The sequence below is a fragment of the Halorubrum sp. GN11_10-6_MGM genome (assembly GCF_005435165.1).
GTDB lineage: Archaea > Halobacteriota > Halobacteria > Halobacteriales > Haloferacaceae > Halorubrum.
On the sequence record NZ_SGUC01000004.1, the window covers coordinates 117,054 to 140,799 of the forward strand.

A 23,746-nucleotide genomic window follows, 5' to 3' on the forward strand; every position below is an offset into this window, starting at 1 on the left:
GCGATTCGCCCCTTCGGATGAGGTATGGACGAAGGAACCCGCGAGCTGCTCGAACCGCTCCCGCCGAGCGCCAAGCTGGTCTACTACGTGCTCGACGCCGAGGGACGGTTCGACCAGACCGGCCTCGCCGAGGAGACCCGCCTCTCGACCCGTACCGTTCGGTTCGCGGTCGAGAAGCTCACCGAGGTCGGCCTCGTCGAGGAGGGGCTGTGCCCCCGGGACGCCCGCCGGTCCGTCTACCAAGCGGTACCGCCCGCGGAGCGCGAGGCGGTCGACGAAGCGGAGGCGACCGCCGACTCGGCCGCCGAGGCCGACGCGCCGACCGCCGCGGTCGCCGAGGACTGAGCCGGTCGGAACCCGTCTCGACACGCCGTCGACTCGCCGACGTCCCGATCCGTCGCGTTTTTGCCCGCGGGACCGGTAGTGAGCGCACTCCGATGGCGACGTACCACATCGAAACCTACGGCTGTAGCTCGAACCGGGGCGAGAGCCGGGAGATCGAGCGCGCCCTCCGCGACGGGGGGCACCGCCCGGCCGACGGCCCGGAAGACGCGGACGTCGCCATCCTCAACACCTGTACCGTCGTCGAGAAGACCGAGCGGAACATGCTCCGCCGCGCCGAGGAGCTGGCGGAGACGACCGCCGAACTCGTCGTCACCGGCTGTATGGCGCTCGCGCAGGGGGAGGCGTTCGCCGACGCGGACGTCGACGCCGAGATACTCCACTGGGACGAGGTCCCCCAGTACGTGCTCAACGGCGAGTGCCCGACGGTCACTCCCGACGCGGAGCCGGTCCTCGACGGCGTCGTCGGCATCCTCCCCATCGCCCGCGGCTGTATGAGCAACTGCTCGTACTGTATCACCAAGTTCGCCACCGGGCGGGTCGACTCCCCGTCGGTCGAGGAGAACGTCGAGAAGGCTCGGGCGCTGGTCCACGCGGGCGCGAAGGAAATCCGCGTCACCGGGCAGGACACCGGCGTCTACGGCTGGGACAACGGGGATCGAAAGCTCCCCGAGCTGCTCGACCGCATCTGCGACATCGACGGCGAGTTCCGAGTCCGGCTGGGGATGGCGAACCCCGGCGGGATCCACGGGATCCACGAGGAGCTGGCGGACGTGTTCGCCGAGAACGAGGAGCTGTACGACTTCATCCACGCGCCGGTCCAGTCCGGCTCCGACGACGTGCTCGAAGCCATGCGCCGCCAGCACCGCGTCGACAAGTTCCGCGAGGTCGTCGAGACATTCGACGACCGGCTCGACCACTGGACGCTCTCGACCGACTTCATCGTCGGGTTCCCCACGGAGACCGACGCCGACCACGAGCGGTCGATGGACCTCCTCGCCGAGGTCCGCCCGGAGAAGATCAACGTCACCCGCTTCTCGAAGCGCCCCGGCACCGACGCGGCCGAGATGAAGGGACTCGGCGGGACCGTCAAGAAGGAGCGCTCGAAGGCGATGTCGGAGCTGAAGATGGAGGTCGTCGGCGAGGCGTACGAGTCCATGGTGGGCGAGGCGTTCGAGGTGCTCGTCGTCGAGGAGGGGACCGGCGACTCCGTGAAGTGCCGCGACTCCGCGTACCGACAGATCATCGTCCAGAACGCGACGGATCGCGGCGTCGAGGTCGGCGACTTCCTCACGGTCGAGGTGACCGGCCACAACACCGTCTACGCGTTCGGCGAACCGACCGAGGGGACCGCCTCCGACGCCGCGAGCGTCGACGACCCCGGCAGAGTGCCGGGAGACGACTGACTCAGTTCTCGTAGATCATCTCGACCTCGTCGGCGAACCGGTCCAAGATGTTCCGCCGCTTCTTCTTCATCGTCGGCGTGAGGAGGTCGTTCGCCTCTGTGAACTCCTCCTCGACGATCCGGAACCGCTTGATCCGCTCGTAGGACTCGAACTCCTCGTTCACGCGGTCGACCTCCGATTGGATCCGCTCGCGAACGCGGTCGTCGCGACAGACGTCGGCCGGGTCCTCGGACAGGTCGATCCCCTCGGCGTCGGCCCACGCCGCGACCTTCTCGAAATTGGGGACGATAAGCGCGGAGACGAACTTCCGGCCGTCGCCGAGGACCACGCACTGCTCGACGAACTCGTTGGCGGCGAACCGGTCTTCGATCGGGCCGGGCGCGACGTTCTTCCCGGTCGAGAGCACGAGCAGTTGCTTGGCGCGCTCGCGGAAGGCGACGTAGCCGTCCGGCCGGAGCTGGACGATGTCGCCCGTGCGGAACCACGGTGCTTCTTCGGCCGCCGCGCCGTCGGGTCCGTCCCCGTCGGCGCCAACGCGCTCGGCGGCCGGGGTGCCGGCGGTCACGGCGTCCGCGGGGAGGTCGTCCGCGTCGACGAACGCCTCCGCGGTCGCGTCCGGGCGGTTCCAGTAGCCGTCCGTCACCTGCGGCCCGCGGACGAGCAGTTCGCCGACGTCGCCGGGCAGGTCCGCGACCTCTTGGCCGACGACGGAGCCGTCGATCGCGATCTCGGTGTCGACGACCGGCGGGCCGATCGTCCCGACCTTCGGCTCCTCCGGCGGGTTGACGCTGATGACGGGCGAGGTCTCCGTCAGGCCGTACCCCTCCAGAATCGGCAGGTCCATCGCGTGGTACAGCGCGCACAGCTCCGCCGACAGCGACCCGCCGCCCGAGATGAAGAAGTCGACGTTGCCGCCGATCGCCTCGCGGACCGACGAGAAGACGAGGCGGTCGGCGAGCGCGCGCTTGGCGTCGAGTAAGGCGCCGGGGTTGTCGGCCTCGTGGTGGGACCGCCCCACGCTGACCGCCCACTCGAAGATGCGCTCTTTCACCGGCGACTCGCTCGCCTGCTCGCGGATCGCGTCGTACAGCTTCTCGTAGACGCGCGGGACGCTCGTCGTCGTCGTCGGGCGGACGAGCCCGAAGTCCTCGCGGAGCGTGTCGGGGCTCTCCGCGTACGCGACCGTCGCGCCCGCCGCGAACATCATGTAGTGGCCGGCCATCCGCTCGAAGACGTGCGCGAGCGGCAGGAACGAGAGCGTGGTCGTCTCCGCGGAGATCCCCGGCACGTCCGGGTCGCGGTCGGGCCGGTCGGCGAACCGCCGGTAACATTGCGAGACGTTGTCGCGGAAGTTCGCGTGGGTGAGTTGGACCCCCTTCGGTTTCCCGGTCGTGCCGGAGGTGTAGATCAGGCTGGCGAGGTCGTCGACGCCGACCGCGTCGATCCACGCCTCGTAGGTCGCCTCGTCGAACGCGTCGGCCCCGCGCTCGTGGACCTCGCCGAGGGTGTACACGTCGTCGCCGCCGTCTCCGAGGTCGTCCGGGTCGACGTCGTCGACGGTCACGATCGCGTCGAGGTCGTGATCGAGGTCGTTCCGCACCGCGAGCACGTCGTCGAGCATCTCGCGGTTCTCGACGACGACGACGGTCGCCGCCGGGTCCTCCAAGAGGTAGCGCAGCTGGCTCGGCGACGACGAGGCGTACACGGTCGTCACGACCGCGCCCGCGGCCAGCACCGCGAAGTCCGTCTGCGCCCACTCCATCCGGGTCTGCGAGTACATCGCGACCCGCGTGTCACCGTCAACGCCCAGATCGCGGAGCCCCGCCGCGAGGTTCCGAACGATTCCGCGGGTCTCGGCGTACGTCAGGTCGGCGTACTCGCCGGCGGGCGCCTCGGGGACCACCCCCGCGGCGACGAGCGACCGGTCGTGGATACCGCCCTTGTACCGCTGTGCGACCCGATCGGCGTGTCGCTCCGCGGTGCGCTCGAACATCTCGGGAAGGGTCTCTCGGGCGATCGCGTCGTCCGCGAACGCTCGCTCTGCCGCTTGCCAACTCATACACGCTCAGTCCCGCCCTACCTTCATAAACAATCCGGTAGTTTTGAGTTTCCACCCGACGGGCGCGTCTCCCGAGCGGTCAGCCGTCGAACGCGATACGCCTGCCGACGCGCTCCCTGTCCGCGCGTATCCCGTCGGCGACCTCCGCGATCTGCGCCAACACCGGGTAGCGAGGCCCGTCCGTGGGGCCGTAGAGGTAGTCGTAGAAGGGTCGCTCGCGGTCGCCGTCGACCCCCGATTCGGGGGTCAGCGGGGGATCGTCCAGCGAGCGCTGCCGCTCGGCGGCGAGTTCGTCGCACTCCCGTTCGAGTTCGGTCAGCCGGTTCCAGACGTCTATCGCCGCGTCGGTGCCGCGTCCGGACCGGATCCCGTCCAAGTGACCGAGCAACCGACGTCGGCGGCGGTCGATCGACGATAGCGTCGCCTCCCGGTCGCCCAGCTCGCCGATCTCCTCGCCTATCGCGTCGGCGAGCCGGTCGCGCGCGTCGGCAGCGCGCCGGCTCCGCTCGACGAGCGCCGACCGGGCGCCCCGCGACAGCCCGCCGTCGGAGGCCAACGCGGTCGCGGCGTCCGGGCCGAGTTCGGCGGCCAGACTCTCCGCGGCCGTCTCGTCGTAGTCGGTCCGGTAGTGCGGCAGCGACAGCACGGTGTCGTGGTACGCGGTCATCACCCGCCTGAGGGTGACGCTGCCGCCGTCTGGGTCGCTTCCGGGTCGCCGTCCGCCCCCGGGAGAGCCTATTCGGCGGAGCCCGCCGACCGGCACGCCCGTCGAGGTCGCGTCCCTCGCGACGGAGACGGTGTCTATCTGTGCCACCCGATCGGCGAACGACTCGAACGCGTCCCGCTCGTCGAGGACGCGGCGTCGCTCGCGCCGGCACGCGGACTCGGCGTCGCGAACGTGCGCGAACGCCAGCAGCGCGAGGAGCCCGACGAGCGCGATCGCCGTGACGACCCCCGGTTCGGTTGCCAGTGCGCCCAGGTCACACCAGACGCTCGAACACCCCGCCGTCACCCCTTGTTCGGGGATCTGAAAGACCGCCGTCGAACCCTGCTGAACGCTCATTGTGCCTGTTAACACGGTTCACGCACAAAGCGCTTTGGGCGATCGGCGGCGTTGCCCCGGTTCCGACCGGTTGTGTGTGGGTTCCGGGGTCAGTTCTGAACCCCGTCGTCGGTGATCACGGTGTCGATCATGCCGATCGGCGTGGCGTCGTAGCTGGGGTTCTCGATCTCGACGTCTTCGACGGGCTCGCGCATCACCTCGACGGCGTCGCGGAACTCGTTTTCGAACCTGAACTCCTCGATGGTCTTGGCGCCCGAGCCGACCGCGGTGACGGGGACGCCGAGCTCGCGGGCCGTGACGACCAGGGGGAAGGTACCGATCCGGTTGTAGTAGGTGCCGCCGGTGATACAGGTGATACCGAGCAGGACGCGGTCGCAGTCGCGGAGCGCGTAGCCCATCGCGCTGTCGACGACCATCCGCGTCTCGACCCGGGACATCCCGGCGAGGACGCGCGCCGTCTTGCGGCCGAGGGTGCGCGGGCGCGCCTCGGTGACGTAGACGGTGAGGTGCGCGCCGTCGCGCGCGGCGTTCTCGATCGCCTCCAGCACCGTCGTCGAGTAGTCGTGGACGAGCAGCGTGTCGCCGTCCTCGATGCGCTCGGCGGCGTTCGCGGCCGCCTCGCCCTTCGCCGTCTCGATGTCGTCGGCGACGCGGGCGATCACGTCCTCCAACAGCTGCTTCGCGCCCTCGACGCTCGTCGCCTCGCCGACGATGGAGCGCTCGACCTCTCGCATCGCGTTGTGGAGCGCGGCGTGGGAGGGGTTCGACCGGCGCAACACGCCCGCGTTGTGTTCGAGGTCGCGCTCGAACTCGTCGACCGCGACGTACTCGCGGTCGAGCAGGTCCGCGAGCGCCCGCGTCGCCTTCACGGCCACCGCCGACGTGCTGTGGGTCCGCATCGCTCGGATCTCGGCGACGGTCTCGTCGATCATGCCCGAACGGTCGACCGCGCCGGTAAAAGGGGTTCCGGGGACGAGTCGGGCGCGGCGCGTTCCGGGACGAGCCGTGCCGGCGGACTACTCGAACCCGATCCGGTCGGCCGCGCGCGGTAGACAGCCCTCCTCCGGTTCGAGGTACGAGTAGTGGTCCGCGACGAGATCCGTGACGTCGACGTCCGCGTAGCCGTCGGGCGCGGTCGCCCCGTTCGGGAGTCCGCCGTGGCCGACCGCCCGCGTCCGGTCCGACGCGCGGTACACCCAGCCGAGGACGCGGTCGTTCCGACTGTGGAAGTTGTAGACGGGGGCGTCCAGCGCCGCGATCGCGTCGCCGTACCGGCCGTCGGCCGCGGCGCTGTCGTCCGGGACCGCGCCGCCGAACAGCGAGGCCGACGCGAGGACGCCCGTCCGCTCTCGGGCGGCGAGCTCGCGGAGCGCCGCCCCCGTCACGCGGGCGCCGAGCGAGTGGGCGAACAGGTGGACCGTTCGCCCGTCGTCGTCCGCCCACGCCGTCAGCCAGTCGGCGAGGGGTTCGCCGTTGGCGTCGGCGGTCTCCTTGGCCGCGCCCCAGTCGACGTTCGACGCCCACGAGTAGCCGATCACGGGCGGCGCGTCGCCCTCCCCGACCGCCTCGTCGAGGGCCAGCCGAGCCGTGTACGCCTGATCGCGCGCCGACCCGGCGTCCGCGCCGAGGCCGTGGACGTACAGGACGACGGCGTCGGCGCCGTCGAAGCCCCACATCCCGGTCCGTTCGGTCGGGTCCGACTCGTCGAGACGGCCCCGAGTGGTCACGACCGGCTGCGCTTCGGGGGCCTCGTACCCGCCGAAATCGCCGTCCAGCTCGTTCGCGACGTAGAGGCCGCCGCCCCCGAGGAGGCCGATCGCGCCGGCGGCGCCGTACAGCAGCCGCCGGCGGGTGACGAGCCCGGAGGGATCGTCGTCGGTGGAGGTGTCCGGTGAGATGTCGGATCCACGGTCCGGACGATCAAATAGCTGACGCGGCGACGGCTGTTTATAAACTGACCCCGTAGATCGGGTATGAGCTACCCGGTCACGTACTACTGTCCGCACTGCGGGACGCTCGTCGCGCTCGAACGCGAGGGATACCTCGCGGACAAGTCGGTGACGCCGTACCCGCTGGAGGGGTGGACGTACGTCGCGCCGACGGCGCCGTTCGACGCGGAGGAGGGTGAGGGTGACGGGGGCGCGGTCGAAGGCGACGCGGTCGAGGCCGACGGCGTCCGGTTCGTCTGCGGCGAGAGCGACGGCGTCGAGTGGGACCCCCACGACGGCGTGCGCGGCACCGACGTGGGCGGCGACGAGCCGTACCGGGAGCCGGACGCCGAGGGCGTCGGCTGCGGCGAGGCCTTCTACCTCTCCTTCGTCCGCTACGACGAGGGGCGCGAGATCGACCCGCGCGCGGAGTCCGAGCCCGTCGAGATCAACCCCGATCCGCGGCCGAGCGGCCCGCGGGGACCGAGCGGTCCCGGAAACGCCGACGACGGTTTCTGGTGACGGTCGGATCGTCTCCCTCCCGGACGGCCACAGCGGTGGCGCCGGAAGATACTTTACTTGAACGTCGGAACCGCCGCACATGCCCGGCAGTCGATCGAACTCCCCGCTCGGCAGCGCCGTCGGCGCGGCCGCCGCCCTCCTCGCGGTCGCTCTCCTCGCGTTGAACCGCTGGACCGACCTGAACGTCCCGTACGGCTACGATTCGGGTAGTACCGCACTGTTCCTCGTCGGGGCGGTCGCGGCCGTCGTCGCGGTCGCCGTCGTCGGATACCGCTACGTCGCGGCCGAGTGAGTGCTCGCGGCGCTCGGGACGAACAGCCAAACCCCTTAAACGGGGAGCGAGTAGCCTCGCGCATGGAAAGCATCAACCGGACCGCGATCGAGCTGGTCGACGAGGCGCTCGACTTCGCCGGCGAGCTGGACGTCGTCGGCTACGAGCTGGACAACGGCGCCACGGTCGTCGACTTCGGGGTCGACGCGGCCGGCGGCGTCGAGGCGGGACTGCTGCTCGCCGAGATACAGACGGCCGGGCTGGCGAACCTCCGGACCCGGATGGGCGAGCTCGCCGGCGCGCCGCGCCAGTACGTCGAGCTGTCGACCGACCACCCCGCCGTCGCCCTGCTCTGCTCGCAGAAGGCCGGCTGGGAAGTGACCACGGAGAGCGGCTTCGAGGGGCTCGGCTCGGGGCCGGCCCGGGCCTTGGTCGGCCGCGAGACCGAGTTCGAACGGGTCGGCTACTACGACTCCGCCGAGTTCGCCACGCTCGCGATCGAGTCGACGGCGCTGCCAGACGAGGAAGTCGCCGAACAGGTCGCCGAGCTGGCCGAGGTCGACGCCGAGGGCGTGTTCCTCCCGACCTTCGCCACCGGCTCGACCGCCGGCTCCGTCACCACCGCGGCCCGCGCCGCCGAACTCGCGGTCTTCCGCCTGCTGGAGGTCGGCTACGAGCCCACGGACGTGCTCCACGCGTCCGGGTCCGCGCCGATCGCGCCCCCGACCCGCGACGAGACGGAGGCGATGGGCCGAACGAACGACGCCCTCGCGTACGGGGGCGAGGTCCACCTCCAAGTCGCGCGCGACGACGACCGCTTCGACGAGATCGTCTCGACCGCGGGCGAGGAGTACGGCACTCCCTTCGTCGAGGTGTTCGAGGACGCCGACTGGGACTTCTACGACGTCCCCGAGAGCGTGTTCGCCCCCGCGCAGGTCACCGTCGACGTCGTCGACGGCCCGGTCTACACCGTCGGCGAGACGAACGAGGAACTGCTCGCGGAGTCGTTCGGCTACCGCTGAACGCGTTTCACGACACCGACCGCACCGATGCGACTCAAACCCGTCCCCGAACCGCCGGCCGACCTCGACGCGCTCCGCGAGTTCCAACGCGCGGTTCCGCTCGTCCCCGGCGACACCGACGACTGCTGCGCCCGGCTCGTGCGGCGCTGTGACCTCCCCGACCGCCAGACCGCGAACGACTGGCTCGCGTTCCTGCGCGCGCTCGGGCTGGCCGATGAGACCTCGCGGGGGTTCGTCCGCGCCGACGCCGAGCCGACCCCCGAGCGCGTCCGCGAGGGCCTCCGGGAAGCCGTCCTGTTCGTCCCGGAAGCGCTAGACGCCCTCCGCGCCGCCACGCCGGAGGACCCGCTGACCGCCGCCGACCTGTTCGCGGCGACCCGCGATAGGGTCCCGCGACACGACCGCGCTCGCGACGCCGACTGGGAGGCGACGTGGCGCGACCGCGCGGCCCGCCTGCTCGGGTGGCTCGCGCTCGTCGACCTCGCGGCGCCGGTCGAGCGGACGCCGGGAGAGCCGACCAAGGGGTACGTCGCCGGCGACGCGCTCTGACTCGGTCTCGGCGCGCCTTCGCTCTCGGCTGTCCCCGGCTCCCTCGGCCGTCTCGGCTCCCGCAACAAGCCTTTTACTCGCCCCCGGAGAGTGAGCCACATGGGACGCTTCGACGGGCGCACGGTCCGCTACGAGCCGACGAGCGTCAAGGACCTGCTCGTCGAGATGAAAGACACCGCGGAGCTGCTGATCGACCTGTCGTACTCGGCGGTCCTCCACGCGAGCCCGACGGTCGCACACGAGGTGGTCGAGCTCGAACACCGGATGGACGTGCTCCAGCTGCGCGCCCGGATGAGCCTGATGCTCGCGGCGCGGAATCCGAGCGAAGCGGAGACGCTGGCTCCCGTCCTCGGCGTGGTCGGCGCCGCGGAGAAGATCTCGGACGCGGCCGGCGACATCGCGCAGATCGTCACCGAGGAGATCGGGCTCCCCGACGCGATGCGCGGCGCGCTGTCGGCGGGCGTCGAGACGCTCGTCCGCGGGACCGTGACCGCCGACTCGACGTACGCCGACCGGTCGCTGAAGGCGATCGACCTCGAGTCGGAGACCGGCGTCCGCGTCATCGCCGTCCGGCGCGACGAGGACTGGATCCTGAACCCCGGGCGGGACACCCGACTGAAGTCGGGCGACGTGACGCTGCTGCGCGGCCCCGAGGCGGGCGTCGCCGACGTCTACCCCGAACTGAGCGGCGAGCCGTTCGAACTCGACCCGCCGCCGGAGCCCGAGATCGACGACCTCGAACGCGCGGTCGACTCGATCGTGTTGATGAAGAACCTCTCCGAGCTCGCCGTCGACCTCGCGTACGGCTCGGTCCTCTTCGACAACGAGGAGCTGGCGGAGGAGGTGAACAACCTGGAGATCGAGGTGGACGCCCTCCAGTCCCGGTTCGAGGCGTGGACGTTGCGCGCCGCGGCCGAGGCGGACGACCCGGTGTCGCTGCGCGGCCTGATCCACCTCGGCGTCGCGACCGAGGAGATATCCGACGCCGCGCTGGCGATCACCGAGGGGGTCCGGCGCGACCTCGACGTCCACCCGATCGTGGAGATGGCGGTCCAGGAGTCCGACGAGATAATCGCCCGCACGGTCGTCGCCGAGGGGAGCGCGCTCGACGGGACCGCGGTCGCCGACGGCGTGCCCGCGACGGACATCTCGACGAGCGTCCTCGCGGTCCGGCGGCCGGACGAGGGGTGGCTGGTCGGACACGACATCGACACCACGCTCCGGGGCGGCGACGTGATCATCTCGAAGGGGACCCGGACCTCGGCGGAGGAGTTCGATGCCCTCGCGGCGTGAGGGCGGGGAGGCAGCGGCGGCGCCCTCCGACCCCGACGCCCTCGCGAGGGCCTACTACGACGCGCTCGACGCCGGCGAGTACGACCGGCTGCGGTCGCTGCTCGCCCCCGAGTTCGTCCAGCGACGCCCGGACCGAACCTTCGAGGGTCGCGACCGCTTCGTCGCGTCCATGCGCGACGAACGGCCGAACACCGACACGACCCACGCCGTCGAGCGCGTCTATCCCGCCGGTCCCGGCGTGGCGGTCCGCGGCCGGCTGCTCGACGCGGACGGCGAAGTGCTGTTCGCGTTCGTCGACGTCTTCTCGGTCGAAAACGGACGGCTGCGGTCGTTGGAGACGTACGCGGCGGATTCCGCGGGCGACTGAGAGCCGCCGTCCCGACTGAACTGCCGCCGTACCTACCAGGCGGCGCGCAACACGCCGAGGACGCCCTCTGAGGTCGCGTCGAGGCCCGGCGGCGCGCGCTCCATCGGCGGGTCCGCGGCGACGAACTCGGCGATCGCCGGCAGGTCCGCCTCGTCGGTCTCGGGCAGGTCCCGGAGCCGGCTGGGTACGTCGAGCGCGTCGCGGACCGCGGCGACCGCCTCGACGACGTCCTCGGCGATCGCGTCGTCGCCGCGACCGTCGGTCGGGACCCCCAGTCCGGCCGCCAGCGCCCGGCGGCTCGCGTCGACCTCGTCGAAGAGGTACGCCAGCGCGTGGGGCGCGACGACCGCGTGGATCGCGCCCTGCTGGACGTCGTAGCGCCGGGCGAACCCGTGACCGAACGCGTGGATCACGCTGATCTTGCGGTCGAGCTGGACGAGCAGCGCTCCCACGACCGCGCGGTCGGTCGCGTCCTCGCCGCCCGGCTGGTCGCCCGCCACGCGAGGCAGCGCGTCCGAGAGGAGTCGGAGCCCGTGGACGGCGGCCGCGTCGCTCACGGGGTCGGCGTCGCTGGCGTACGGCGTCTCGATCCCCTTGTTGAAGCCGTTCATCGCCGACCCGGCGAGCACGGAGGTCGGCGTCGTCTCGAACAGCGCCGGGTCGGCCACGTCCGCGATCGGCCACGCGCCGCTCCCGCTGACGTTCACCGGCTGGCCGGTCGGTGATTCGTCGGCGGCGAACACCTCCAGCGATCCGCCGGTGGAGACGTCCGCGCCGGCGAACGTCGTCGGCACGACGACGAACGGCAGGGCGGGACCGCTCTCGGGTGCGAGGTCGCCGAGCGCCTCCGGTCCCGCCTCGGCGTCGGTGCGCAGGTCGTCGAGGTCCCGGCCGTCCGCCGCGAGGAGCGTCGCCTGTCTGGCAATATCGAGGCTGGCGCCGCCGCCGACCGCGACGAGGACGTCCGCGCCGACCTCGTCGCGCGCGTCGAGCAGGTCGTAGGCGGTCTCGACCCGCTTCTCGGGGGTGGTCCCGTCGAAGACGCCGGCGAGGCGGTCGCCGAGCCCCTCCCGAATCGGGTCCATCAGCGCGTCGTTCGCGCCCGTGTTCGAGCCGCAGACGATCAGCGCGTCGCCGAGGCCGCGCTCGCCGAGCCAGTCGCCGAGGTCGGCGACGCGGCCGCGTCCGTACCGGATCTCGCAGCCGCGGTGAACGTGTTCGAAGGAGTCCGCGATCGGTAGCATCGCGGAGGGGTACGCGGCGCCGCGGCTTGTAGCTGTGGGAACGATAGGCACACGACGGGCGCCGTGTATTCGTCCTCACGCGCGCGGGCGTGCGCCGGGTTTATAACCCGACGGCAACTAGCGAGGGTAAGTTCCTATGTCAGAGCAGAGCGAATACGGAGCCGGCCAAATTCAGGTCCTCGAAGGGCTACAGGCCGTCCGTAAGCGACCGGCGATGTACATCGGGTCCACGGACGGTCGAGGGCTCCACCATCTCGTCTATGAGGTCGTCGACAACTCCATCGACGAGGCGCTCGCGGGATACTGCGAGGCGATCGAAGTGCGGATCCACGACGACGGCTCCGTCTCCGTCACCGACGACGGGCGCGGCATCCCCGTCGACACCCACGAGGAGTACGACCGGCCCGCGCTGGAGGTCATTCTCACCGTCCTCCACGCCGGCGGGAAGTTCGACTCCAAGTCGTATCAGGTCTCCGGGGGGCTCCACGGCGTCGGCGTCAGCGTCGTCAACGCCCTCTCCGAACGGCTGGAGGTCGAGGTCAAACGGGACGGCGGCGTCTTCCGCCACCGGTTCGCCGGGGGGGAACCCGCCGAGGACGGCTTCGAGCGCGTCCGCGACATGGACGCGAACGAGTCGACCGGCACGGAGATCCGCTTTTGGCCCGACGAGGAGATATTCGAGACGACGGAGTTCCAGACGTCGACGCTGGCGAACCGGCTCCGCGAGCTCGCCTTTCTCAACTCCGGCGTCGAGATCCGGCTCGTCGACGACCGCGACGACACCGAGGAGACGTTCAAGTACGACGGCGGCATCCGGGAGTTCGTCGGGTACCTGAACGAGACGCGCTCACCGATCCACGAGGAGGTCATCTACTTCGAGGACGAGGCCGACGGCGTCCACGTCGAGGTCGCGATGCAGGCGACCGAGGAGCTCCAGGGCTCCGTCCACGCGTTCGCGAACAACATCAACACCCGCGAGGGCGGCACCCACCTCACCGGGTTCAAGACTGCCCTCACGCGCACCGTCAACGACTACGCCAACGAGCACGGCCTCGTCGACGACCTCGACGCGAACCTCAAGGGCGAGGACGTCCGGGAGGGGCTCACGGCGGTCGTCTCGGTGAAACACCCCGACCCGCAGTTCGAGGGGCAGACGAAGACGAAGCTCGGCAACAGCGAGGTCCGCGGGATCGTCGAATCCGCGACCCACGAGAAGCTCGGCACCTTCTTCGAGGAGAACCCCGACACCGCCGAGAAGGTGGTCCACAAGGCCGCCGAGGCCGCCAGAGCGCGGAAGGCCGCGAAGAAGGCCGAGGAGCTGACGCGCCGGAAGTCGGCGTTGGAGTCGACCGCGCTCCCCGGCAAGCTGGCCGACTGTCAGACCCGCGACCCGACCGAGGCGGAGCTGTTCGTCGTCGAGGGCGACTCCGCGGGCGGAAGTGCAAAACAGGGCCGAAACCGAGAGAATCAGGCAATCTTACCCCTCAAGGGGAAGATCCTCAACGTCGAGAAACACCGCCTCGACCGCATCCTGGAGAACGACGAGATCCGCGCGCTGATCACCGCGATCGGCGCGGGGATCGGCGAGGAGTTCGACATCGACGACGTGCGGTACAACAAGATCATTCTGATGAGCGTCGACGGCGAGGAACACGGATTCGTTCGCGACGCGGACGGAAACACGCGGTTCGTGGAGATCGGAGAGTTCGTCGATCGCGTGGTCGAGGCCGACGGACGCGGCTACGAGGACTACGAGGTCCTCTGTTTCGGAAGAGACGACAATCAGACGAAGTTCCAACCGATCGATCAGGTCATTCGGCACGAGATCGACGAGCCTCTGTACGAAATCGAGACTGACTACGGACGAAACCTGAAAGTCACCGCCTCGCACAGCGTGTTCGTCCACCGCGACGGCGAGATCGAACTCGCGAGAGGCGACGAGATCGACGCCGGCGATCAGGTCGTCGCACCGCGGTCCGTTCCGCTCTCTGGCACGCGTGACGAGGAGCGGATCGACCTTCTCGAGGAACTCGTCGAACGGTCCGACGAGTTCGATTCCGAACTGTTCGCGCGCGGCCCCGGGATTGAGGAGCTGTTCAAAAAGCGGGTTCGGGAAGAGTACGCGACGGACGGCGGAGCCGTAGCTCGGGCCGAGCCGCGAGTCGAGGCTCCCGAATCGGTTCGGTCGACGCTTCGCGAACAGCGAGAGGAGACCGGGCTCACTCAACGGGACGTCTGCGACGCGGTCGGAGTTTCCCAGCCCATCACGGTGTCGCAGTGGGAGCGAGGGAACTCGCGCCCGACCGTCTCGAACTTCCAGGCGTACTGTGACGCCGTCGGCGTTTCGCCGTCCGCCGTGATGGAAAACGTGTCTGTCACGGACTCGCTCCTCGATCAGCGCTGGAACGATCAGTACGAGGGCGCACAAACGAACCGCGTCCGCGATTACGTCCGAGTGAGCGACCTCTCCGTGGACGACCTCGATGAGATACCGGACGACGCAACCGTACAACTGACGCCGCGGCACCACGCTGATCACGGTGTCGATCGGTACGTCGACCTCGACGAGACCCTCTTCGAGCTGCTCGGTATCTACGCGGCGGACGGGTCGAGCTCTCCGCGGAATGGTGTTCGACTCGCGATCGGATCGAACAACGAGTCTCTGGCCGAGAAGTATCGGGGCGCGTTCGATCACGTGTTCGGTATTCCGGCAAAGCGCAGTCGATACGATGACCGCGTCGACGAGGTAAAACTCGTCAACCGCGTTGCGGCCGTCGTCTGGGAACACGTGTTCGGATTCGACGGCTCCCAAGCGAGCGAGAAAACGATCCCGGACCTCGCCTTCGACGTTTCGTCGGACTGCCAGCAGGCGTTCCTCCGCGGCTATCTCCACGGGGACGGGACGGTGAACGAAGAGCGGATCGCGTGGTCGACGACCTCGCGTCACCTCGCCAGCGGAGTGATGTATCTTCTCTCCGCACAGGACGTGGTAGCGTCCCACTCGAAGACGGATGTAGAGGATCTGGAAGGCGGGTACAAAACGAACTCGGCCAGCCACACCGTTACCGTGTCGGCGCGGTCGGATCTGGCGAAGATACGAAACGTCTGGGAGTCGCACCGAAACGGCGACCGCCTGCGCTCGAAGGTCGAGGACGGGTGGGACAACCACGGAACGCGGAAGTACCGTGACATATCTGAGGATCTCGTCGGACTGGAGGTGAGGCGGGTCGAAGAAGTGGAACCGTCCGGACGGTACGTGTACGACTTCTCCGTCGAAACCGACGAGAACTTCGTCGCGGGGATGGGCGGATTGTGCGCCCACAACACCGACGCCGACGTCGACGGCGCCCACATCAGGACCCTCCTCCTCACCCTCCTCTACCGGCACATGAAGCCCCTCCTCGAAGCGGGCTACGTGTACGCGGCCCAGCCGCCGCTGTACCGCGTCCGCTACCGCGGCGAGACGTACGACGCGATGACCGAGGAAGAGCGCGACCGGATCGTCGAGGAGGAGTGCGACGGGAACCCGACGCAGGTCCAGCGGTTCAAGGGGCTCGGCGAGATGAACCCCGACCAGCTGTGGGACACCACGATGGACCCGGAGAACCGCCGGCTCAAACGCATCAACGTCGACGACGCGGCCGCCGCCGACAGGATGTTCAACGTGTTGATGGGTGACGCGGTCGAGCCGCGCAAGGAGTTCATCAAAGAGCACGCGACCGAGGCGGAGTGGGTGGACATATGAGCTCCGAAAGCCCGGACGCCGACCCCGGAGACGTACGCGCGGCACAGGTGACGAACGCCCGCATCGAAGACGAGATGGAGCAGTCGTACATCGACTACGCGATGTCCGTCATCGCGGGGCGGGCGCTTCCGGACGTGCGCGACGGGCTCAAGCCCGTCCACCGCCGCATCCTCTTCGCGATGAACGAGGCGGGCGTGACGAGCAACTCCGCGCACCGCAAGTCCTCGTCCGTCGTCGGCGAGACGATGGGTGACTACCACCCGCACGGCGACAGCGCGATCTACGACACGCTCGCGCGGATGGCCCAAGACTTCTCGATGCGGTATCCCTTGGTCGACGGGCAGGGGAACTTCGGCTCCGTCGACGGCGACCCGCCGGCCGCGATGCGGTACACGGAGGCGCGGATGTCGCCGATCGCGGAGGAGCTACTGGCTGACATCGAGCGCGACACGGTCGACTTCACGTCGAACTACGACGACCGGCTCGAAGAGCCCGAGGTGCTGCCCGCGGCGTTCCCGAACCTACTCGTCAACGGCTCCTCCGGCATCGCCGTCGGGATGTCGACGAACATTCCGCCGCACAACCTCGGCGAGGTGATCGACGCCACGGTCGAGCTGATCGAGACGCCCGACGCGACCGTCGAGGACCTGATGCAACACGTCAAGGGGCCGGACTTCCCGACCGGCGCGAACATCGTCGGGCGGAACGCGGTCCACAAGGCGTACAAGACCGGGCGGGGACGACTCCGAGTCCGCGCCGAGTTCGAGGTCGACGAGGAGGAGGGCCGGATCGTCATCAGCGAACTCCCCTTCCAGCAGAACAAGTCGCGGCTCGTCGAGCGGATCGCGGAGGACGTCAACGAGGGCGCGATCGAGGGCATTCGCGACCTGCGCGACGAGTCCGACCGCGACGGGATCCGGATCGTCGTCGAGCTCAAGCGCGACGCGATGGCCGAGGTCGTCAAGAACCAGCTGTTAGAGAGTCACCTCGAACGCACGTTCGGCGTCATCAACCTCGCGCTGGTCGACGGCTCGCCGCAGGTGTTAGACCTGAAAGAGACGCTGGAACACTACGTCGACCACCGCCGCGAGGTGGTCCGCCGGCGCTCCGAACACGAGCTCGCCGAGCGCGAGGACCGCGCGCACATCCTCGAAGGCCGGCTGAAGGCGCTCGAAAACGTCGATAGCGTCGTCGAGACCATTCAGAACTCCGACGACCGCGACGCGGCGAAGGCGGCGCTCGAAGCCGACTACGAGTTCAGCGAGGCGCAGGCCGAACACATCGTTCGGATGCAGCTCGGCTCGCTCACGTCGATGGAGACCCAAGAGATCGAGTCGGAGTACGAGGAGGTGACCGCGCGGATCGAGCGGCTGGAGACGATCCTCGCGGACCCCGACGAGCTCGATCAGGTGATAATCGACGAGCTCCGGGAGATCAAAGCCGAGTACGACGACGAGCGCCGCACGAGCTTCATCGAGGACGCCGGCGACGTGACCCACGAGGATCTCATTCCGGAGGAGGAACAGGTCGTCGTGATGAGCGAGGACGACTACATCAAGCGGATGCCGCTGGACGAGTTCCGCGCGCAGAACCGCGGCGGCAAGGGGATCATCGGCACCGGGCTCAAGGAGGGCGACCGCGTCTCCTCCGTGTTCGCGGCCAACTCCCACGACTACCTCCTCGTCTTCACGAACCACGGGCAGATCTACGAGCTGAAGACCTACGAGATCCCGGAGATGTCCCGCACGGCGCGCGGGAAGTCCGCGGTCAACCTCCTCGATCTCGACGACGGCGAGGAGATCGAGTCGGTCGTCAACACGGAGGACTTGGACGACGACGAGTTCCTCACGATGGTCACCCGCGACGGGTACATCAAGCGGACCGCCGTCGGCGAGTTCAACAACATCCGGTCGACCGGGATTCGGGCGATCCGGCTGGAGGACGGCGACGAGCTCGTCGACGTCGAGGTGACCGACGGCGACACGGACATCGTCATCGGGAGCCGCAACGGGATGGCGATCCGGTTCGCGGAGTCGGAGGCGCGCGCCATGGGCCGAACGGCCCGCGGCGTGATCGGGATCGACCTGCGCGAGGGCGACGCCGTCGCCGGCGTGGCGGCCATCGACGACGAGTACCACAACTGGGTGCTCACCGTCACCGAGAACGGCTACGGGAAGCGCTCCGACCTCGACGAGTACCGCCTCCAGTCCCGCAACGGGAAGGGACTCATCGACATCAAGACCGGCGACCGCAACGGCGAGGTCGTCGCCATCGAGGCGGTCACCTACGGCGACCACCTGGTCGCCATGAGCGGGGCCGGACAGATCATGCGGACCCGCGTCGAGGAAATCTCGACGGTGAGCCGCAACACGAAGGGGGTCATCGTGATGAACCTCGACCCCGACGACGAGGTCGCCTCCGTCGACATCGTTCCCGAGTCGGTTTACGCCGCCGAAGCGGACGACGGCGAGACCGACGAAGACGACGAATAGCGGACCGAAATACGGCTTCCTTTTGGCGGTCTCACGCCCTCGCGGTGTGCGGGGTTGAGTTGTCGCCCCGACGACCGATCGCCGTGGACCGACGCCGACTCCTCGCCGCGAGCGCCGGCGGGCTCGCCGCCGCGGCCGCGGGCTGTCTCGGAACGGGCGCCGACTGGGAGGGCCGAGGCCGTCGAAGTCGCGGGCGAGTGCGTCGATCCGCGGTGAGTCTTTCAGGAAAATTACTTACTGTCGCCGCGAAAATCACCGGGCGAGATGGACCAGTACGAAGGGATAGACGAGGTCGTCCACGAGCCGAGCGCGGCGTTCGCCGAGTCGACCAACGTCGCCGCGTTCATGCGCGAGTACGGGATCGACGACTACGAGGCGCTCATCGAGCGCACCACCTCGGCGGTCGCGGGCGAGCCCGAGTCGGGCGTCGACTGGTTCTGGGACGAGATCGTCGACTACCTCGACATCGACTTCTACACCGACTACGACGCGGTTCGCGACGACGCCGACGGCCCGCAGTTCTCCGACTGGTACCCCGGCGGCGAGATCAACGTCGCGCACAACGTCGTCGACCGCCACGGGGCGGTCGATTCGCCGAACCGCAACCGCGTCGCGCTGATCTGGGAGGGCGAGCCCGGCGACGTCCGGGAGATCACCTTTCACGAGCTTCGCCGGCAGAGCAATCGCGTCGCGAACTACCTGACCGAGGCGGGGATCGAGACCGGCGACACCGTCGGGCTGTACATGCCGATGGTGCCGGAGGTCGTCTCGATCCTCTACGGCTGCCTGAAGGTCGGCGCGATCGCCGTGCCGATCTTCTCCGGCTTCGGCCGCGAAGCGACCGCGACGCGGATCGACGACGCGGAGCCCGCGGTGCTCTTCACCGGGGACGGCTTCTACCGCCGGGGCAGCGAGGTCCGGCTGAAGGCGACCGCCGACGACGCGATCGCGGACGCGGGCAACGTCGAGGAGGTAGTCGTGTACGACCGACTGGGCGCGACGCCGGCCGCCGACGCGGACGCCGACACCGACGCGGAGCCCGTCCCGTGGCACGCCGACCGCGACCGCACGTGGGACGAGGCGGTCGGTTCGCAGCCGTCGACGTACGAGACGAAGCGCCTCCCGAGCGACCAGGAGTCGATGCTGCTGTACTCCTCGGGGACGACCGGGACGCCGAAGGGGATCGTCCACACCCACGCTGGCGTCCTCACGCAGTGCGCCAAGGAGATCCACTTCGGCTTCGACCAGAAGCCCGCGGACCGGTTCTTCTGGGTCTCCGACATCGGCTGGATGATGGGGCCGTGGACGCTGATCGGCAACCACGCGTTCGGCGGGACGGTGGTGATGTACGAGGGCGCGCCCGACCACCCGGAACCGGACCGCTTCTGGGAGATGATCGACCGACACGGGATCACGCAGTTCGGCATCTCGCCGACCGCGATCCGCGCGCTCCGCAAGCACGGCAGCCGTCAGACTGCGTCTGACGAGCCATCCGACTCCGATGGAGTCGGAGACGACGAGTGGGTCGAGGGGCACGACCTCTCCTCGCTCAGAGTGTTGGGCTCGACGGGCGAGCCGTGGGACCCCGAATCGTGGCGCTGGTTCTACGACGCGGTCGGCGGCGGCGAGTGCCCCATCATCAACATTTCCGGCGGGACGGAGATCTGCGGCTGCTTCCTGATGCCGATGCCGAATCAACCCCTCAAACCCTGTACCCTCGGCGGCCCGGGGCTCGGGATGGACATCGACATCGTCGACGAGACGGGCGAGTCGGTTCGGGAGTCCGGCGAACGCGGCTACCTCGTCGCTCGCGACTCCTGTCCTTCGATGACGAAGTCGCTGTGGTCGGGCGATGAGCGCTACTTGGAGGAGTACTGGTCGACGTGGCCCGACCTCTGGGACCACGGCGACTTCGCGCAGAAGGACGCCGACGGCTTCTGGTTCCTCCACGGCCGCGCCGACGACGCCCTCAACGTCGCGGGCCGGAAGGTCGGCCCGGCCGAGATCGAGGGCGTGCTCATCGACCACGACGCGGTCAATCAGGCCGCCGCCGTCGGCGTCCCGGACGACACCACCGGCACCGCGGTCGTCGCGTACGTCGTCCTCGAACCGGGCGTCGAGCCGAGCGACGACCTCCGCGAGGAGCTCCGCGCGCTGGTCGGCGACGAACACGGCAAGCCGTTCCGGCCGCGCGAGCTGCTGTTCGTCGACGCCTTCCCGAAGACGCAGTCGGGGAAGATCATCCGCCGCGCGATCGAGTCGGTGTACGTCGGCGAGGACCCCGGAGACCTCTCCTCGATGGAGAACCCCGAGGCGCTCGAATCGCTTCGGGACCCGGTCTGAGCGGGCGCCCGACGCGAGACCGAACCGCCCGGGAACCGATTCAGGCCGCCGCGTCCGCCACCGCCTCGGCGAGCGCGTCGTAGTCCGGCTCCTGTCCCGCGTTGTCGGCGAGCCAGCGGTACGTTACCGTCCCGTCCGCGTCGATCACGAAGACGGCGCGCTGCGCGACCGTCTCGACGCCGTAGTGTTCGAAGTCCTCGATCACGTCGTACGCCTCGATCCCGCGGTGGTCCGGGTCGCCGACGAGCGCGAACGGGAGGTCGTACTGCGCGCGGTACGCGACGAGCGCGTGCGGGAGGTCGGTGCTCACGCCGAACAGGGTACAGTCGTCGCGGTCGAACCCGTCGCGGAGCGCCTCCATCTCGTCGGTACAGGTGTTCGAGAAGGCGGCGGGGAAGAAGGCGAGCACGACCGGCTCGTCGTCGAGGTGGTCAGAGAGTTCGAACGGCGCGATGTCGCCGTCTACGATCGATCCGGTGAAGTTCGGGGCGTCGTCGCCGATGTCCGGCATATCGGGTCGTCGTCGCCCGGGCGTATCACGGTTTCGACGGCGGAACGCGAGTCGCAATCCCGATTCCCTCGCCCCGGCTCATCCCGCCTCGGCCGCCGACCGTAGGGCTGGTCGCGACCGGCGTCGGGAGGACAATCAAGTGCGTCACCGACGAACCGTCGCTCATGTCCGGCCCTCCACGCCGCCCGACACGTCGACGGACGGCACTGATTGCGGCGACCGCCTCGATGACGGCGCTCTCCGGGTGTCTCGCCGGTGATATCGGAGACGGCGACAGCGCGGAGACGGTGCTTCGTCTCGACGAGGCGTCGCCCGTCGGCGTCTCGAACGAGTTCAGCACCGCAGTCGACGCCGTCGGCCACGCGGGACGGGCCGCCGTACGGACGGCGGTCGACGGCGACAAGGCGACCGTCAGCGGGTACTACGCCCCGGACATCTCGACGCCGTACGTCGTCGCCGACGGCCCCGAGTACTACCGCGTCGAGACCGAGACGGTCCGCTCCGTGGCGGCGACGGGCTACGCGTACACGGTCGCCGTCGATTCCGTCGACTCCTTTCTCCTCGGTCCTCCGTCGAGCACGTCGTTCGCGGAGCTTCCGGCACACGATCGGGACGCCGTTCGAGACGCGCTCGGCGACGCGTCGCTCGTTCACGCGCCGCACTATCCGCCGTTCGGCGTCACGTTCGCGTACCCGTCCGCCGACCGGCGGGAGCACTCGCTGTTCGTCCCGGAGAGCGACGGACGGCGGGTGACGTGGGACGGCGAACTGCTCCGGTTCGCGTTCGAGGAGGAACGGCCGGTCGAGGTCCCGACGGTCGGCGTTCGCGCGGAGCGCGTCGCCGCGTCGCAGCGCGGCTTTCGCCGGGTCGTCGGCGAGGAGCGCGGCCGCTCGATCGACGATCCGACCGCGGACCAGCGAGCGATCCTCGACGAGGCCGTCGACTCGGAGTACGCCGAGTCCCCGCCGCTTTCGAGCGCGTTCGCAGCCGTCCTCGACGCGCTCTCGGTGGACGGAGCGGTCGTCCCGCTCGTCGGCTACGACGGCGACTGGTACTTCACCGGCCTCTCCCGGTCGGAGTGACCCGGCTGGCCGGTGCGACGGGATCCGCCGAGGCAAAAAGACTATAGTCGCCACAGGGCTAGGGCGGAGTAGAGATGGTAAGTGCGATTCCACTGATCGGCGGCATTCCGGCGGGGCCGGAGCTCCTCATCATCCTGCTCGTCCTGGTCCTGCTGTTCGGGGCGAACAAGATCCCGAAGCTCGCCCGGTCGACCGGACAGGCGATGGGCGAGTTCAAGAAAGGCCGTGAACAGGTCGAAGAAGAGCTGAAAGACATGCAGAAAGGAGAGAAGGCGGACTCGACCCTCGACGACGAGGAGGACGACCTCGAGGACCTCGAGACCGAGACCGACAAGGAAACGAGCGCGTAAGCCGGCCCCGACGCCGACCGATCGCTGCCGTACCGTATTTTTCACCCGTTTTGGGCGCGTGGCCTAGCGGACAGGGCGAGAGGTTCCTAACCTCTCGATCGCGGGTTCGAATCCCGCCGTGCCCGCTACCTGCGAACGAAGTGAGCAGTAGCGGGCCGAGGATTCGAACCACGCGAGACGAACGGAGTGAGTCTCGCCATCGGGTTCGAATCCCGTCGCGCCCGTTCCCTCACTGCGTTCGGTCACGGGCGCGACTGGCTCCACGCTCGCTCACTTCGTTCGCTCGCGTGGATCCCGTCGCGCCCTTTTATCTCATATTTAAATACGGTTCGGCGGAGCTGTTGAGGGTATTTAAATACTATTCGGGGACTGTCACTTTTCGGGGCGCGACTCAGTCCGTATTCTCTCCCAGCCGCCGGAACGAGCGCGACGCGAGCGCGACCGACCCGACCGCGATGGCGAGCGTCGCGGCCGCGAGTCCGAGTCCGGGCTCGTACAGCAGCGGCGGGTGGTAGCCGAGTCCGTAGTCGAGGACGACGTTCACGACGCCGAGCGCCAGCGCGGTTGCGAGCGCGCCGCGCGTCGTGCGTCCGAACGCCGGGAACAGCAGGGCGAGGCCGACGAACAGCAGGTGCGTGCCGATCACGCCCCAGTAGTAGATCCACGCGTCGGGCGCGGCGACGTACTCGCCGAACGCGAGGTTGAGCGAGACCAGCGGCCAGAGCCCGAACTGGACCAGCCAGACGAACGCGAGCGTGTGAAGGTACGCCAACCCCCGCGAGGTGGGCGCGTCCGCGGTGACGTCGCCGCCGCGTCGCACGGTCGGAGCGAGGCTCGCGAGGACGCCCCCGCCGAGCGCGACGGCGACCGCCGAGTCCGCGTACAGCGGCCAGAGGAAGGGCGGCACCTCGCCCGCGGTCGGCGCGTAGTACGCGACGCCCACCGCGAACATGAACGCGGTGAACGCGCAGACGACGGCGAGGCTCCGCGGCGTTCCGAGGAGTTCCTCGGCGATCGCCGCGCGGACCCGCCGCCTGACCTCGGGCCGGCGAAGCCGGCGTAACCGCCGGAATCGTTCGGAGCGTGACACGGACGCCGATCGGTGCGCCGGGGTCTAAAATCCGCGCGTCCCGGTCGATTATCAATCGCGGTGTTTT

19 protein-coding genes, 1 tRNA gene and 3 pseudogenes are annotated in these 23,746 nt (G+C 69.3%); 16 read left to right on the plus strand and 7 right to left on the minus strand.

What is annotated here, in order from left to right:
- The first annotated feature begins 24 nt into the window (after window positions 1–24).
- Entirely contained in the window at window positions 25–345 is a 321-nt protein-coding gene (locus tag EXE46_RS03640) for an ArsR family transcriptional regulator (protein WP_137687139.1), read from the plus strand.
- Between the two features lie 92 nt (window positions 346–437).
- Window positions 438–1,748 (plus strand): tRNA (N(6)-L-threonylcarbamoyladenosine(37)-C(2))-methylthiotransferase, encoded by a 1,311-nt coding sequence (locus EXE46_RS03645; RefSeq protein ID WP_137687140.1) that lies wholly within the window; start codon window positions 438–440, stop codon window positions 1,746–1,748.
- Between the two features lies 1 nt (window position 1,749).
- Here EXE46_RS03645 and EXE46_RS03650 read toward each other — a convergent pair whose 3' ends face one another.
- From EXE46_RS03650 to EXE46_RS03665, 4 genes are all read right to left on the minus strand, one after another.
- Window positions 1,750–3,807: a long-chain fatty acid--CoA ligase gene (locus EXE46_RS03650; protein ID WP_137687141.1), complete on the minus strand. Its 2,058-nt coding sequence runs from the start codon at window positions 3,805–3,807 to the stop codon at window positions 1,750–1,752.
- Between the two features lie 79 nt (window positions 3,808–3,886).
- Window positions 3,887–4,870: a hypothetical protein gene (locus tag EXE46_RS03655; protein WP_137687142.1), complete on the minus strand. Its 984-nt coding sequence runs from the start codon at window positions 4,868–4,870 to the stop codon at window positions 3,887–3,889.
- An 89-nt stretch (window positions 4,871–4,959) separates the two neighbouring features.
- Window positions 4,960–5,802 carry a translation initiation factor eIF-2B gene (locus tag EXE46_RS03660; RefSeq protein WP_137687143.1) on the minus strand — a complete coding sequence of 281 codons (843 nt, stop codon included), beginning with the start codon at window positions 5,800–5,802 and terminating at the stop codon, window positions 4,960–4,962.
- Window positions 5,803–5,886: 84 nt separating this feature from the next.
- Window positions 5,887–6,546, minus strand: coding sequence for a DUF726 domain-containing protein (locus EXE46_RS03665; RefSeq protein ID WP_137687168.1), 660 nt, complete (start codon window positions 6,544–6,546; stop codon window positions 5,887–5,889).
- Window positions 6,547–6,843: 297 nt separating this feature from the next.
- On the opposite strand from EXE46_RS03665, the gene EXE46_RS03670 reads away from it, so the two are divergent.
- The 6 genes from EXE46_RS03670 to EXE46_RS03695 all read left to right on the plus strand — a co-directional run bounded on the left by EXE46_RS03670 (window position 6,844) and on the right by EXE46_RS03695 (window position 10,822).
- On the plus strand, window positions 6,844–7,320 hold the full coding sequence (locus tag EXE46_RS03670; RefSeq protein WP_137687144.1) for a hypothetical protein: 477 nt from the start codon (window positions 6,844–6,846) through the stop codon (window positions 7,318–7,320).
- Between the two features lie 79 nt (window positions 7,321–7,399).
- Window positions 7,400–7,612, plus strand: coding sequence for a hypothetical protein (locus tag EXE46_RS03675; RefSeq protein WP_137687145.1), 213 nt, complete (start codon window positions 7,400–7,402; stop codon window positions 7,610–7,612).
- Between the two features lie 62 nt (window positions 7,613–7,674).
- Entirely contained in the window at window positions 7,675–8,613 is a 939-nt protein-coding gene (gene mch, locus EXE46_RS03680; protein ID WP_137687146.1) for a methenyltetrahydromethanopterin cyclohydrolase, read from the plus strand.
- 27 nt (window positions 8,614–8,640) lie between these two features.
- The gene (locus EXE46_RS03685) at window positions 8,641–9,162 is read left to right on the plus strand and encodes a hypothetical protein (RefSeq protein WP_137687147.1); all 522 of its coding nucleotides are present in this window, start codon (window positions 8,641–8,643) and stop codon (window positions 9,160–9,162) included.
- 99 nt (window positions 9,163–9,261) lie between these two features.
- The gene (locus EXE46_RS03690; RefSeq protein WP_137687148.1) at window positions 9,262–10,455 is read left to right on the plus strand and encodes a potassium channel family protein; all 1,194 of its coding nucleotides are present in this window, start codon (window positions 9,262–9,264) and stop codon (window positions 10,453–10,455) included.
- Window positions 10,439–10,822, plus strand: coding sequence for a nuclear transport factor 2 family protein (locus EXE46_RS03695; RefSeq protein WP_137687149.1), 384 nt, complete (start codon window positions 10,439–10,441; stop codon window positions 10,820–10,822). The genes EXE46_RS03690 and EXE46_RS03695 overlap by 17 nt, the downstream gene beginning before the upstream one ends.
- 32 nt (window positions 10,823–10,854) lie before the next feature.
- Here EXE46_RS03695 and EXE46_RS03700 read toward each other — a convergent pair whose 3' ends face one another.
- Window positions 10,855–12,066, minus strand: coding sequence for an iron-containing alcohol dehydrogenase family protein (locus EXE46_RS03700; protein WP_137687150.1), 1,212 nt, complete (start codon window positions 12,064–12,066; stop codon window positions 10,855–10,857).
- Window positions 12,067–12,202: 136 nt separating this feature from the next.
- Between EXE46_RS03700 and EXE46_RS17645 the strand changes: the two are divergent.
- The 5 genes and pseudogenes from EXE46_RS17645 to EXE46_RS03715 all read left to right on the plus strand — a co-directional run.
- Window positions 12,203–13,711: pseudogene (locus tag EXE46_RS17645) on the plus strand (DNA gyrase subunit B); the annotation flags it as partial.
- Window positions 13,697–15,385, plus strand: a pseudogene (locus tag EXE46_RS17650) (LAGLIDADG family homing endonuclease); the annotation flags it as partial. The pseudogenes EXE46_RS17645 and EXE46_RS17650, both read left to right, overlap by 15 nt.
- A gap of 6 nt (window positions 15,386–15,391) precedes the next feature.
- Window positions 15,392–15,811, plus strand: a pseudogene (locus tag EXE46_RS17655) (DNA topoisomerase IV subunit B); the annotation flags it as partial.
- Window positions 15,808–18,303 carry a DNA gyrase subunit A gene (gyrA, locus tag EXE46_RS03710; RefSeq protein ID WP_137687152.1) on the plus strand — a complete coding sequence of 832 codons (2,496 nt, stop codon included), beginning with the start codon at window positions 15,808–15,810 and terminating at the stop codon, window positions 18,301–18,303. The pseudogene EXE46_RS17655 and the gene gyrA, both read left to right, overlap by 4 nt.
- Window positions 18,304–18,567: 264 nt before the next feature.
- Window positions 18,568–20,646, plus strand: coding sequence for an AMP-binding protein (locus EXE46_RS03715; RefSeq protein ID WP_137687153.1), 2,079 nt, complete (start codon window positions 18,568–18,570; stop codon window positions 20,644–20,646).
- A gap of 40 nt (window positions 20,647–20,686) precedes the next feature.
- Here the strand turns inward: EXE46_RS03715 and EXE46_RS03720 are convergent, their stop codons facing one another.
- The gene (locus tag EXE46_RS03720) at window positions 20,687–21,157 is read right to left on the minus strand and encodes a redoxin domain-containing protein (protein WP_137687154.1); all 471 of its coding nucleotides are present in this window, start codon (window positions 21,155–21,157) and stop codon (window positions 20,687–20,689) included.
- 227 nt (window positions 21,158–21,384) lie between these two features.
- On the opposite strand from EXE46_RS03720, the gene EXE46_RS03725 reads away from it, so the two are divergent.
- The 3 genes from EXE46_RS03725 to EXE46_RS03735 all read left to right on the plus strand — a co-directional run bounded on the left by EXE46_RS03725 (window position 21,385) and on the right by EXE46_RS03735 (window position 22,714).
- A complete protein-coding gene (locus EXE46_RS03725; protein WP_241981488.1) occupies window positions 21,385–22,239 on the plus strand; it encodes a hypothetical protein in 855 nt (284 codons plus the stop codon).
- Between the two features lie 74 nt (window positions 22,240–22,313).
- Window positions 22,314–22,589 carry a twin-arginine translocase TatA/TatE family subunit gene (locus EXE46_RS03730; RefSeq protein ID WP_137687156.1) on the plus strand — a complete coding sequence of 92 codons (276 nt, stop codon included), beginning with the start codon at window positions 22,314–22,316 and terminating at the stop codon, window positions 22,587–22,589.
- Between the two features lie 52 nt (window positions 22,590–22,641).
- A tRNA-Arg gene (locus EXE46_RS03735) sits at window positions 22,642–22,714 on the plus strand.
- A 266-nt stretch (window positions 22,715–22,980) separates the two neighbouring features.
- Here EXE46_RS03735 and EXE46_RS03740 read toward each other — a convergent pair.
- Entirely contained in the window at window positions 22,981–23,679 is a 699-nt protein-coding gene (locus EXE46_RS03740) for a DUF1405 domain-containing protein (RefSeq protein ID WP_137687157.1), read from the minus strand.
- Between the last annotated feature and the right edge of the window lie 67 nt (window positions 23,680–23,746).